Annotated in this window: 10 protein-coding genes (1 of these 10 running past the window's edge); 3 read left to right on the forward strand and 7 right to left on the reverse strand. The window is 53.5% G+C overall.

Features of this window, described 5'->3' with window-relative positions; genetic code table 11:
* Positions 1-105: 105 nt before the first annotated feature.
* Positions 106-933 carry a hypothetical protein gene (locus K9G39_RS10875; protein WP_292004949.1) on the reverse strand — a complete coding sequence of 276 codons (828 nt, stop codon included), beginning with the start codon at positions 931-933 and terminating at the stop codon, positions 106-108.
* Between the two features lie 200 nt (positions 934-1,133).
* On the opposite strand from K9G39_RS10875, the gene K9G39_RS10880 reads away from it, so the two are divergent.
* The gene (locus K9G39_RS10880; protein ID WP_292004950.1) at positions 1,134-1,799 is read left to right on the forward strand and encodes a hypothetical protein; all 666 of its coding nucleotides are present in this window, start codon (positions 1,134-1,136) and stop codon (positions 1,797-1,799) included.
* Positions 1,800-1,825: 26 nt separating this feature from the next.
* The gene (locus K9G39_RS10885; protein ID WP_292004951.1) at positions 1,826-2,725 is read left to right on the forward strand and encodes a DUF4438 domain-containing protein; all 900 of its coding nucleotides are present in this window, start codon (positions 1,826-1,828) and stop codon (positions 2,723-2,725) included.
* An 82-nt stretch (positions 2,726-2,807) separates the two neighbouring features.
* Here K9G39_RS10885 and K9G39_RS10890 read toward each other — a convergent pair whose 3' ends face one another.
* Positions 2,808-3,449: a hypothetical protein gene (locus tag K9G39_RS10890; protein WP_292004952.1), complete on the reverse strand. Its 642-nt coding sequence runs from the start codon at positions 3,447-3,449 to the stop codon at positions 2,808-2,810.
* 394 nt (positions 3,450-3,843) lie between these two features.
* Between K9G39_RS10890 and K9G39_RS10895 the strand changes: the two genes are divergently transcribed.
* Positions 3,844-4,263, forward strand: a complete 420-nt coding sequence (locus K9G39_RS10895; protein ID WP_292004953.1) for an Hsp20/alpha crystallin family protein — start codon at positions 3,844-3,846, stop codon at positions 4,261-4,263.
* Between the two features lie 76 nt (positions 4,264-4,339).
* Here K9G39_RS10895 and bchE read toward each other — a convergent pair whose 3' ends face one another.
* The 5 genes from bchE to bchH form a co-directional block, all read right to left on the reverse strand.
* Positions 4,340-5,980: a magnesium-protoporphyrin IX monomethyl ester anaerobic oxidative cyclase gene (bchE, locus tag K9G39_RS10900; RefSeq protein ID WP_363319394.1), complete on the reverse strand. Its 1,641-nt coding sequence runs from the start codon at positions 5,978-5,980 to the stop codon at positions 4,340-4,342.
* A 150-nt stretch (positions 5,981-6,130) separates the two neighbouring features.
* A complete protein-coding gene (bchM, locus tag K9G39_RS10905; protein WP_292004955.1) occupies positions 6,131-6,829 on the reverse strand; it encodes a magnesium protoporphyrin IX methyltransferase in 699 nt (232 codons plus the stop codon).
* 44 nt (positions 6,830-6,873) lie between these two features.
* Positions 6,874-10,710 (reverse strand): magnesium chelatase subunit H, encoded by a 3,837-nt coding sequence (locus tag K9G39_RS10910; RefSeq protein ID WP_292004956.1) that lies wholly within the window; start codon positions 10,708-10,710, stop codon positions 6,874-6,876.
* A 143-nt stretch (positions 10,711-10,853) separates the two neighbouring features.
* Complete coding sequence (locus K9G39_RS10915; RefSeq protein WP_292004957.1) at positions 10,854-11,252, reverse strand: hypothetical protein; 399 nt, start codon at positions 11,250-11,252, stop codon at positions 10,854-10,856.
* Between the two features lie 162 nt (positions 11,253-11,414).
* On the reverse strand, positions 11,415-12,500 hold the 3' portion of the coding sequence (gene bchH / locus K9G39_RS10920; protein WP_292004958.1) for a magnesium chelatase subunit H. 2,718 nt of this gene lie beyond the right edge of the window; the window shows 1,086 of its 3,804 coding nt (coding positions 2,719-3,804); its start codon lies beyond the right edge, outside the window — the gene reads right to left on this strand; its stop codon occupies positions 11,415-11,417.

The raw sequence follows: 12,500 nt of genomic DNA on the forward strand, positions 1-12,500 counted from the left end.
TCTCCTCTGATCGCCTCAAGCGCCACTTTGGCCTTGAATTGTGCCGTAAAACTTTTGCGGTGCTTTTCGCTCATATCTTGTCCCTTTTTTGGGCAAGTTACCACCTTAAACCTTTGTCTGAAAATCAGGGTCCACTATATAATACCCGGTTTTGCCTTTCGCATCGGTGTACCGGTATGCGGTGTAGTTCTTTTTGTTTACGGAAATCTCGGCGGCAATGATTTTGCCGGTGCTGATAAATTCATCATCGAGCCATTTCTCTTCGAAAAGCAGGCGGAATTCCGAGCCGGGTTTGATGTCCCGCTTGAAATTGAGGCGTCCGGCAAACAGCTTTCTGACCGGGCGCATCAGTCCGGAACGTTCCCTTTGGGCAAGTTCCGAAGAGAGGGTTTCCGACACCGACCCTTCGATGGTGGCCAGGCGGTTTTCATATTCCTTTGCATCGCGTCGTACCTTAAGGTCGCCGCTTGTGCTTTCCCGTTCGATATGTAAGGTTACGGCGCGGTCCTGAAAGTAGGTGAATCGCTGAAAAATGCCTGTGCTGCTTTTTTCGATTTCATAATTCTGGCCGGCACGGAATCCACGGATTGAAAAACTTCCCTTGAGCTGTTTGGTTATGTTGTCAACATCTGCCGGAGTGAGGCCGTTGGAGGTAAGAATGGTATAGAGCGACTGGCCGGATTGTACGGTTTTTTTGTCTATGGAGGGTTTTTTAATTTCGGAGGCATCCTCGATGACAACATAATCGTCATCGCCGGTGAAGCCGAGCTCATCGATATAGGTGCCGGGTGAGGAGCTGAGGATGGTGAAAATGGAAAAGATCATGACAAGAGACGCAGCCGAAAAAGGGAGCCAGAAGGAGCGCCCGGCGCGGCCCAGAAAGTGTTTAAGCTGGTCGGCTGCAGCTGTCAGGAACGGTTTGAGTGTTTTCATACGTAAGCGTTTTCAAATACGGGATTCAGCAAAAAAGTATTCATCGGATAAAGGACTCCAAGTTAAGCATATGTTTTCAGAAAAATAATTTAATTACTTTTTTGTTGCGTCATTAAAGGGATTTTTTCTTCCTGTCGGTATGTTATCATTGCTTTCCCGGCTCATCCAGTGAGTTATGTGTTACCTGAAAATGCAAAAATATGTCTTTTTCCAGCATCTTCATACCGGGAATAGACCGGTATTGCGACCGATGGTGCGATCGATGTGCCTTTACATCGCGCTGTCGTCACTACCATATCGAACAGCATCTGTCGTCAAAGGCCGCTCCCGGCGAACTGGATATTTTCAATGCGGAATTCTGGATGCAGATGCAGCTGGAGCTTTCCGCGGCCGTGCATCGCATAAACCTGCAGGCTGAAGCTCACCCTTTTTCGCCTGACGACGCACCTCTCTCTTTGCACCGTTCTGCCCGTGAGCATCCCTGTTCACTGAACGCGCTCGAATATGCAGGGCTGCTCGACCAGTGGAAAAGTTCCGACAGGATCTGGCCGCTTCTTCCCGAAGAAGCCGGGGAAATAATCCGGCAATATCACTATTTTCTTTATCCAAAACTGGTACGGGCCATCGAAGTCGCTCTGACGTCAAGCGCCGGCTCTACGGTCGGGGAGGTTGCAGAGGGTACGGCCAAAACGGTACTGATAGCCATTGATCGTTCTCTCGGCGCATGGGGGCTTGTGTACCGGGCATATCCCCGGTATGAGGACGATGTGCTTCCGCTGCTGCTCCATCTCGACCGTCTCCGGAAATCGGTTGAGGCTCTCTTTCCCGCAGCGAGGGCTTTTTGTCGTCCAGGTCTGGACGAGTGATTTTTTTACAACAAACGTTGTTTACCATGCTGCAAACCAATGAATCCGCTCTTGTTGAATTTCTACTGCAATGCCAGCCCGGACAGCCGAGAACCCGCGGTAACTGGGAGGTCGATCATCAGGGGAATCCGTTTCTCCTGCCCTCCATCGGCGGCATAACCCTGAATGTACAGACCGGCGATCCGGCATTCGGCTGGGCGGGCGACCATATCGAGCCAGGCGTGAGCTGTACGGCCGATACCCAGAAGCCGTTCGAGCATCCCAATGTGGGGCTGCAGCTCTATTCCTGTGTCGGCAATACCGCAACCATAGCGGCAGGAGAGGCTAAAGGGGAGTGCGGCACGGTTATCGGTCATCACGGAGGCTCCGAACATCTCATCGTGGAATTTCCCCGTGCCGTCAAAGAAAAACTGACTTACGCCGATACTATCATGATTCGTGCGAAAGGACAGGGGCTGAAGCTTCTCGATTATCCTTCGGTCGCGCTTTTCAACCTCGATCCCTCACTTCTCGAAAAGCTGAAGATCAGGGAGGCGAAGGGCGGGGTGCTCGAAGTTCCCGTCACAACCGTCGTACCGGCAGTTTGTATGGGTTCAGGAATCGGTTCCGCACACGTGGCCAAGGGGGATTACGATATCATGACCAGCGATGCCGAAACAGTTCGTGAGAACGGTATCGACAAAATACGCTTCGGCGATTTTGTAGCCCTTCTCGATCACGACAACCGTTATGGCAGGGCTTATCGGAAAGGTGCCGTATCGATCGGTATTGTGGTGCACAGCGACTGTCTCGAAGCAGGTCACGGCCCAGGCGTAACCACTATCATGACCTGTGCGGAACCCCTCATCAGGCCGGTTATCGATCCCGGCGCCAACATCGCCGATCTGCTCGGTATCGGCACTGCACTCTCCGGGGTGAAAGCCTGAAAAAAGAGGAAAATGGAGCTAAAAAAAGGCCCCCATCAAGGGAGCCTTTTTTTGTCCTGCTGAAGAAGCCGGAGCGTCTTGTTTACATGGTCACGGCGCTGATCACATATTTACCACCTTTGTGCTCTCCCGAACGCTGTGTGTTAGTGAAGTCGAGGTCCATTTCAATACCGCCCAGGGTTGCCTGACTTTTTGCGATACCGTTCAGTGTTACGGTTATCGATAAAGCCGCTTCCTTCTCGCTGGTTACTTTTGCATTGGAGAGGCCGATTATCGAACTGCCCCTTGCCAGTTCATCTCCGTCGTCAGGTATCGCTATGCTTACACCGGCTTTTCCGTTTTCAGAAAAACCTCTGACTGCCCATACGTTAGGAATTTTTACAGTGGTGACGGTGCCGTCAAGCTCCAGGGCTGCAGTCGACAAGCTTTTATTTTCAAGCTCGCTGTTGCCGCTTACCTTTCCGTCCCAGGCCACATCCATGTCATTCGAGCCTTCCTTGATGCTGAGGCTTTCGGGTGTCTCGAAATTCAGTGTCAGTGCAGAGTAGTAGTGCAGAATGATGAAGTTCGGTACGTTGACAACAACGTCTGCGGTTCCTCTTGTTGATGCTGCAGGTGCAGGTTCTGGACCTCCGGCTAACATTGTGGCTTCTGCTGCCGGGGATGCTGAAGCTATGATGGCTGCTCCAACGAGAACTTTTCTGATGTTGTTGATGATAGTCATGATGGGGGTCTCCCTCGTTTTGTTTTTGTGTCTGGTGTAGCTTGTTTTCTGTTTTACTGATTGTTTCTGTTAACAATTCCACAATAAGCGTGCCAAACCATTATTATTGTGTATGTATTTTGTCCTGTTTCAACTTAAGATATTATTATGAAATAATTTGGATTGCAATTTCCTGTGTATGCGAAAACGCTTTCCTTTTGGCTGTGAAACGAACCGGCCCGTCATGAATCGATACGATTGTGTTTTATTACGGTGTCAAGCGTATCGGGATGCTCCGTTGCTGCGGGGGAATTTTTTCTGCTTCCACATTGTTTTTTAAAGTAATCCGCGCGCGGAGCCCGGAGCCGAATATCTGATTCAGCTTTTAAAACCATTAAAAGATGGAGATGCAGACATGTCACTGAAACTTTACGGAAGAGATCCGTTGAAGATGTTCGAGGATGTTTTCAACGACAAGGTATCACCCTTCTTTTCTTCTATGATAACGCCATCATTCAGGGTCGATATAAGCGAAGACGAAAAAGCGATATATGTTTCCGCCGATATGCCCGGCATGAAAAAAGAGGATGTCAAGGTGTCGATGGAAGACGATGTGCTGTGCATCAGCGCGGAACGCAAGCAGGAGGAGGAGGAGAAGAAAAAAGGGTATCACCGTATCGAGCGGAGCTGGGGTAGCATGAGCAGAAGCTTTTCTGTCGGCGATAACGTTGACGGCGAAAATATTGAAGCCTCATACGACAACGGGGTACTGAAAATAACGCTTCCGAAAAAAGAGCCCGAGCCGAAAAAAGGCAAGGAGATCGAGGTGAAGTGAGGGTGACGGAAAAGCATCGAAATGAAAAACCCTCCGGGTCGCGGAGGGTTTTTCCGTTTCTGCAGTGGAATGGCGATCAGCAGTTACGCACGGTCGATGAGGTACGATCCTTGATGGTGGTTTCATCGAAGGCATCCCAGTCGTGCTCGTCGTGCTCGCGCTGGTAGCCGGCCTCTTTCAGGCCGAAGCTCATGTCGGCAACCATCTCCGGGCGGAGTTCCTTCAGGTTTTTCACCTCTTCCTGGGTAAGAATCCTCGACTTGTCGAAGCCGAGATCGATCTCGATCTTGCGGTTCTTGGTCTTCACACGATCGATATCGTAGAACCGTTTGGTGATGGTGGTCTGGGCAAACGCTTTCAGACATCCGAGCATGTACTTGCGTACATAGGGATCCTTGATCCACGGATACCCGAAGAAGGTCTTGCGCGCATAGAAGCGTGCATAGGACTTCAGCACCCCTTTGAGCACATCCTCGCGCTCCATGTTGTCCGGCTTGATGATGGGCGATACGAAGTTATACTTTGAATAATCGCGCACCTCCACCCTGTCGCCGAGCTCCTTGAAGAGATCGGAGAACGGCCACGGCGTATAGATGGTCCAGTTGGCCATATCGGGATCCCAGTCCTTGCAGAGCTGGTAGGTCTCCTCGATGGTCTCCGGAGTCTCGTGCTCGAGGCCCATCACGAACTGGGCTTCTGCCACAATGCCGTTTTTCTGGAGCAGCTTTATGGCGTATTTGTTTTCTTCAATGGTGGTCTCCTTGCGGAAACGGTTCAGGTTCATCTGGCTCGCCGCTTCGGTGCCGAGCGAGACATGCACCAGGCCGGCCTTGCGGAAGAACGGCAACAGATCGGCGTCACGCATGATATCGGTCACACGGGTATTGATGCCCCAGGTCACGCCGAGCTTTCGGTCGATAAGCTCCTGGCAGAGCGCAACGAACTTCTGCTTGTTGATTGTCGGTTCCTCGTCGGCAAGAATGAAGAAGCCTACATTGTATTTCCTGACCAGAATTTCGATTTCGTCAACGAAATGTTTCGGGCTTCGGGCGCGATAACGGCGCCAGAACTGCCACTGCGAACAGAAAGTACAGGTAAAGGGGCAGCCTCTGGCGAAGTTCGGTACGGCCAGGCGGCAGTTGAGGGGAGTATAGATATACTTGTCCCAGTCGTAGAGGCTCCAGTCGGGAGTCAGGTCATCAAGATCTTCGATAACCGGATGAGCTGCAGTGGCGAACACCTTGCCGTCGTCGTCGTTGTAGGCGATGCCGGTAATGTCGCCGCGCACCTCCCGGTCGTTTCCGGCCGCGATGGCCTTTACCAGATTTACGGCAACCTCTTCGCCTTCACCACGGATGACGTAATCGGTTTCCGGCGCTTCAGTCAGTACCTGGGGATACATGAAGGTCGAATGAATACCGCCCATGATGGTTCTGATTTTCGGATCCACCTTCTTGGCGATTTTCATGATATCCTGCGCCTTGAAAATGGATGGCGTGATGTTGGTCGCCATAACGATATCCGGTTTGTTCTTCCGGATAATTTCCTCGATCTGATCGTCAGGGAGGTCGTCGGCCATAGCGTCAACAAAACGAATTTGCTCGAACCCTGCCTTTTTCAGGGCGCCACCGATATAGGCTACCCAGCTTGGCGTCCAGTTACCGGCAATTTCAGCTCCACCTGAATGATAATTAGGCTGAATCATCAGTATTTTCATCGGTATCCACCCTCCAGATATGTGTGTTTTTTTACAAAATAGGGAAAGCCGTGGCGAAACATATTAAACCCGAGATGTTTCAATAAAAAATCCCTGAACAATTAATTTAAGATTTATTTATAGAATTGTCATACGGTTTTCTTTTGCCGTTCACCGGCGCGAGGTGTTCATCAGCATGGTGTGGTAGAAACCGAAGCTGACCTTTTCGCTGTTTTTCACCGTCATGGCGTTTTCCGTCATGGCTTTCTGCATCTCTTCACCCCGGATCATCTGAATGGTTGTCCGGCGCTCTTTTTTCGGGAAGTAGCCGCCGAGCCAGTGCTGGAAGGCGAGGATGTTGTTGTAGGGTGCATAGGTGAAGATCACCGGCCCTTTCGTCAGATTGCTCAGGTTGCCGAACGCCTGCCGAAACCCTTCCGCCGGATAGTGAATGAGCACGTCGAAACACACGACCGCATCATAGGTTCCTTTGACCGACTCGATGGTGTTGACCTCGAACTCGATGTTTCCAGCTACTCCCGCTTTCGTTGCGTCCGCTTTCGATTTATCCACCATCTGCGATGCGATATCGACAGCCTTGACCCTGTAGCCGGCCCGGGCGAGCCTTATGCTGAACAGTCCCGTTCCGCAGCCCGCATCGAGCACGGTAGCTCCTTCGGGAAGGTTGAGCTGCTGCAGCCATTCGAACGCCCGGTCCATCATGACCGCATGTCCCTGGCGGACGGTGTTGCGTACGGTTGAGAGTTTGTCGTCGCCGTAAATCGAGGCCCAGCGCTGGAAGCCCTGGCCGTTGAAATACGAGCGAAGCATTTTTTTGTGTTCTTCGGCATTGAAAGAGGAGCTGCTCATGTTTCGGTTTTTGACGTTGAAAGTAGTGTTACTGTGTATCCGGTTCAGCCATGGGTGTTTCCGATTCCCTCAACCCTCGATTCGAGATCTTCGTAAAGCCGCTGGAGATCCTCGATGGTTTTTTCGTCGGTGTTCCAGAACCCCCGGGCGTTCGCTTCAAGAAGCCGTCTGGTCATGGCGGTTACGGCATGTATATTGAGCTCCGTCAACCGTTCAAGCATTTCCGGGTTCTGCAGGAACGTTTCGTTGAACTGCCGGTAGGTCCAGTCGCCTACCGCCGATGCCGTGGCGCTCCATCCGTAGGTATTGCCGAGATGTGACTCTATCTCCCTTACCCCTTCATAACCATGCTCCAGCATGGATTCATACCATTTCGGATTGAGCAGTTTTGTGCGGGATTCAAGCGCCACCATTTTTTCCAGTGTGCTGATCCGCTGCTTTGTTCCGAATCCGTTGACATCCCCCACAAGGATATCCGGTTTCGAACCGCTCAGATGCTCGACTGTTTTTGAAACCCCGCCAAGATACTCATAATAATGATCAATATCCGAAATCCCGATTTCATAGCTGTCGATATTCTGGAAGGTCAGGCTGACATTGCGCAATGCCGAGCGGAAGGCATCAGGGCAATCCTCCCAGTTTCCGTCTTCGGTGGCGGCAAAGCTTTTACGAATGACGAACGCATCGGCAAGCTGCTTTTCATCCTCCCACGAACTGCTCTCCACCAGATGATTGACGTTGGCGCCGTAGCTGCCGGGAGCGTTGGAAAATACCCTGTTCGAGGCTTCGGAAAAAGAGCAGTTTTTCTCCTGCACCTCCTGCAGCACATGTTTTCGGATATAATTCAGTTCCGCAGGCTCGTCGGCTGCGGCGGCCATCCTTGCCGCCTTGTCGAGCAGTTTTACCTGAGGCGCAAGCAGGTCCCTGAAGATGCCACTGATGGTGATCACCACATCGATGCGCGGTCGGCCGAGCTCCTCCAGCGGAATAAGCTCCACATCACTGGTTTTGCCCAGTTCGTCGCATTTGGGAACGGCGCCGAGCAGTGCCAGCGCCTGGGCTACGCCTTCGCCGTCGCTCTTGAGGTTGTCGGTTCCCCAGAGCACCATCGCGATGGATTCCGGCATGCACCCGTTTATATTACGGTACTCTTCGAGCACGGCATCCGCGGCCATCCTGCCCGCCTGTCGCGCGAACGCCGACGGGATGCTGTACGGGTCGAGGCTGTGGATGTTGCGTCCCGTCGGAACGATATCGGGATTGCGCACAAGGTCGTTGCCCGGTGATGGCGTGATGTAGGCGCCGGAAAGCGCGCGGAGTACCGCATGCAGCTCGTCGTTTTCGGCAAGGTTTCCGAGCACCCCGTTGAGAAAATGCCAGAACTTCTGCAGCTCGCTGCTTCTGATGCCGGTTTTCCGGTTCAGATAGCTGTCGGCTTCGGATATCCTTACCGGCAGGCTCCCTTCGAGGATAGTGCGGATATCCGGTATGCTTTCCGAAGGCTTGGCGGAAAGGTGACCGGTAAAGATCCTGACTGCTTCCCTGCAGGTATCGAGGATATCCTGCCACTCAAGCATGTCGTTGCGGCTCTCTCCGATGCCGTCAACAAGCTGGCGGTAGTCGCGGTTTTTATGGCGGCAGATCAGTTCGGGCAGCGAACGGTTGTCGAGTTCCGGACGGTTGTGACATGCAAGCAGGGCGAGATGATCGACGAGGCTCTCTATCGAAGGGGCTTCGCCCATTATATGCAGGCCCAGGGGAATCATGCGCTCCTCTACGAGGTAAAGCTCGCCGGAGAGCCCGGCAAGATATTCCTCCCGGTTTTCCGTCGCTTTTCCGGTGCCGATTTCAAGCTCTGCGGCCAGGGCGGCGATCTCGTCAAAAATTTCGTCCTGCGAATGTTTTTCCGCCGCTGCAACAAGCTCTTTCAGGCGGCGCAGTCCTTTGTAGAGCCCGGCATGTTCGAGTGGCGGAGAGAGGTAGCTGACGAGTGTGGCAAGTCCCCGTCGTTTGGCGATGGCACCCTCGCTCGGATTGTTGACGCAGTAACAGTAGAAGTTCGGCAGGTTGCCGATCAGTCGTTTCGGCCAGCATTTCCAGGAAAGGCCGGCCTGTTTGCCTGGCATGAACTCCAGTGCTCCGTGTGTGCCGAAATGCAGCACTGCGTCGGCATCGAAACAGTGCTCAAGCCAGGTGTAGAATGCGGCAAACGCGTGGTTCGGCGCGGCATCCTTCGCCATGAGGAGTCTCATCGGATCGCGCTCGTATCCGAACGAAGGCTGCTGGCCGACAAAGATGTTGCCGAACGAACATCCGAGTATATGGAAGCCGTTGCGGTCGCTGAGCATCTCACCGGGTGCATCGCCCCAGAACGGCTCGATGGCGCTGTATGCAGGAAAGAGCTGCCGGTACTCCCCGGTAGACAGATGTGCCTCAACATTGCCGTCCGTGCCGTAAACCAGCCGGTTGCCCTCGAGCAGACGCTCCCTTAGTTCTGCTACACTTTCGGGCAGTTCCACATGGTAGCCGGCCTCCTTCATCTCCCGCAAAAGACGCAGAAGGCTTTCGAAAACGTTAAGATAGGCCGCTGTGCCTGCGTTGCCGAGATTTGGAGGAAAATTGAAGAGCACAATGGCGATTTTCTTTCCGGCGGGTGGCTTTGCGCGCAGCCGGAGGAATCTTCCGATTCTTCCGGCTACGGCGTCGATCTCCCTTTCGAGAGGTATGGTGCGGTCGTTGCCTGTTCCTGCATACACATGCGGTTCTATGGTACCGTCCAGCTCTGGAACCGCAACACAAAGGGCTGTCTGAAGCGGCGTGAGGCCGAGGTTGTTCTCCTCCCACTGTTCTATCGGCTGGAAGGAGAGCGGTATGAGGTTATAGCAGGGTACATCGAGTTTTTTCAAAGCCTCGATGGCCTCTTTTGCCTTGTTTTCGGCAGGGCCGCCCACCAGTGAAAATCCGGTGGCATTGAGCAGGAGCTCCGGTTTCAGGCTGTCGGGTTTTTCGGGATCGAAAAACTGATCGAGCGCCGGACGGCAATCGAGGCCTCCGCTGTAGGCGATGCAGGAGGCTATGCCACGCGATTCCAGTTCGCCGACAAGGTGTTCCAGATGCAGCATGTTTCGGCTCAGCACGGTCGAGCGCATGGCCAGAATGGCAACCGGTCCTTTTTTCAGTGCCGGTTTATGCTTGTGCTGCCATTCCCGGAAGGCCTTTGCCGAAAAGAACGGCTCGATGGCTTCAGGGTGGCAGAGCGCGGCATCCGGATAAAATATGGCATCCTCCTGCGGCAGCTTTCCCTTCCAGCCCGGAACGTAGCGGTCGGCTATGAGCGAGAGGAAGCGCTCCATGTTTTCCTGCGAGCCGTTCAGCCAGAACTGGTGCGCAGCAATGAAGGTATGAATATCCCTGGCCCTGCCGGGGATGTGCTTCATGATCTTTCCGATATTCCGGGCAAGGGCGAGCTGTCTCTGGCTTTCGCCGTGGCTCTGCTTCGGCTTGAGCTTTGCCGCCCACTGCCGGAAAATTCCCGGTTCCTTTTCCCCCTCCGCTCCCGGCTTGCGCATCGAGAACTTTCCGAGCCTGGTTCGGGTGAGCAGGGCCGGATTGCTGGTAATGATGCAGATCGGGCAGACCGCTTTTTCAAGAAGCCGTTCGAGAGGCCGCACGATCTCTTCGCTGAAGAGCATGGAACCGAAAATGAAATCAGCGGAATGGAACGCTTTTTCCAGTTTTTCCCACTGGTGGTTGTCGTGCTGGAGACCAAGATTGAACATCGAAATCTCGATGCCTGTATTGAACTCGATGTTCAGTCGCTCAGCAGCGCTTTTCAGGGCACTGTTGTTGGTGGCCTCCATGGTAAGGAACACAAAATGCATAGGGTCAACCTTTTTTTAAAGGGCTGTTTTTCATGAAAATGCAACAGGAAAACATGCCTCTTTTCCGCGGTGTCTTTATCGCGGAGCTTCAGGTTTCGTGCATTGAGGACTGAGATGCACGGAGCCTGTCGAAGGTTGGCGGTTTAAATCAGAAGGACGGGATTCTGCTGGAGAAGGTTGCGGGGCAGTGCAGTTGTGGCATGCACAAGCCTGCATGGTGCGGTGCGGAATGCTTCGTCGGGATATGCGTTTACATCGTTACGCTGCGCACACTGCGCCGCCTGGAAGATAGAGAGTCTCTTGAGAGCGTTTTTTTTGCGGGTATCCGAAAAGGCGTGCAGGAGCGTTGTGTGGTGGAGCTCATGGTTCGAGGAGAGCCAGCAACTTCCGTTTCCCTGAAGCTGCGATCGGGATTTCAGTTTGGAGTTGAGATTTGTCGTCTTGGCGCAGACGTTGAAACCAACCACCGAGATGACGAAAAAGAGCGCGATCTCGAAAAAACGCCAGACACTCCGCGATATGTTACTTCTGCCTGCCTGCATAAATGCCTTTTGCTCAATATAGCAAACGGATTGCTGAAAACGAAAACACCCAGCCTCTCCGGTCTCCCTGAAAAGGAAAAGGCACGGTGCCGTAGCAGCGTGCCTTTTCCTTATTGCTTCAATCATGGTGAACCTTCCCTGTGTCTCAGGGGAGAGGGCCGTTCAGATTTCGATGCCTTCCAGACGGTCTTCGAGGTCACTGTAGATCTCCTGCAGTTTTTCGATCATGTCGGGGTCGGCGCTCCACATGCCCCGTCCACTCGCTTCGAGCATCCTGCCGACGATGTTCTTGAACGCTTTCGGGTTGACCTTCATCAGCCGTTCCCGCATTTTCGGATCCATGGCGTAGGTCTGGGCGGCTTCCTTGTAAACCCAGTCGTCGACACCCTTCGTGACGGCGTCCCAGCCGAGCATGTAGGTAAAGCGATTGCTGATTTCCGTTGCGCCGCTGTGGCCCTGTTCAAGCATGGTTTCAAACCATTTCGGGTTGAGCAGCTTGGTGCGGAACTCCACCTTCAGAGCCTTGTCGGCGTCGTCTATTTTTACATCGGCCGTAAAGGTCTCCACATAGTTCAGCTTGACGTTGTCGCCTTTCGGGTTGCGGCGGCGTGCGGAAAGCTGCAGGGCTCCCGAAGAGGAGAAGTAGCGGTCGATATCGGAAATGCCGAACTCCGCCGAATCGACCTGCTGCACTACACGGTCCACCGTGCCGAGCAGCCCTTTGAGAATATCGGTCTGCTGGTCGCCGTAACGGTTGCCGCCGTAGGCGAATCCGGTACGCTTGACGAACATGTTGTCGAGATCCTCTTCCGACTCCCATGCTGAATCCTCCACCAGCTCCTCGACCTGCGAGCCGTAGGCTCCCGGCGCCTGGGTGAAGAGGCGCGAGGTTGCGCTTTCGAAATCCTTGCCGTCGTTCAGGGCCGCGTCCACATGTTTTTTGATGTGGTTCATTTCGTGCGGCTCTATGGCTTTGGCAGCGTCCTTGACCAGCTTGTCGAGGTGATCGACCAGCACGCCGAAGGTGTCGCGGAAGATCGAGCTGATCTGGATCAGCACATCGATTCTCGGCCTGCCGAGCCTTTCGAGTGGTATGAGCTGGTAGTGGCTGATTTTACCCTGTGCGTCATAAGCCGGTTCGGCGCCCATCAGATGGATGATCACCGCAACGGCTTCACCCTTGCTTTTGATGGTGTCGAGACCCCACAGCACCTGTGCGATGGTTTCGGGGTACTCGCCGTTATTCTC

The organism is Chlorobium sp., assembly GCF_021740465.1.
Taxonomy (GTDB): Bacteria; Bacteroidota; Chlorobiia; order Chlorobiales; family Chlorobiaceae; genus Chlorobium.

Excerpts from the sequence above, each read along its gene's own strand:
- K9G39_RS10875 (WP_292004949.1), bottom strand. The coding sequence starts at position 933 with ATGAAAACACTCAAACCGTTCCTGACAGCTGCAGCCGACCAGCTTAAA.
- K9G39_RS10880 (WP_292004950.1), top strand. The coding sequence starts at position 1,134 with ATGTCTTTTTCCAGCATCTTCATACCGGGAATAGACCGGTATTGCGAC.
- K9G39_RS10885 (WP_292004951.1), top strand. The coding sequence starts at position 1,826 with ATGCTGCAAACCAATGAATCCGCTCTTGTTGAATTTCTACTGCAATGC.
- K9G39_RS10890 (WP_292004952.1), bottom strand. The coding sequence starts at position 3,449 with ATGACTATCATCAACAACATCAGAAAAGTTCTCGTTGGAGCAGCCATC.
- K9G39_RS10895 (WP_292004953.1), top strand. The coding sequence starts at position 3,844 with ATGTCACTGAAACTTTACGGAAGAGATCCGTTGAAGATGTTCGAGGAT.
- bchE (WP_363319394.1), bottom strand. The coding sequence starts at position 5,980 with ATGAAAATACTGATGATTCAGCCTAATTATCATTCAGGTGGAGCTGAA.
- bchM (WP_292004955.1), bottom strand. The coding sequence starts at position 6,829 with ATGAGCAGCTCCTCTTTCAATGCCGAAGAACACAAAAAAATGCTTCGC.
- K9G39_RS10910 (WP_292004956.1), bottom strand. The coding sequence starts at position 10,710 with ATGCATTTTGTGTTCCTTACCATGGAGGCCACCAACAACAGTGCCCTG.
- K9G39_RS10915 (WP_292004957.1), bottom strand. The coding sequence starts at position 11,252 with ATGCAGGCAGGCAGAAGTAACATATCGCGGAGTGTCTGGCGTTTTTTC.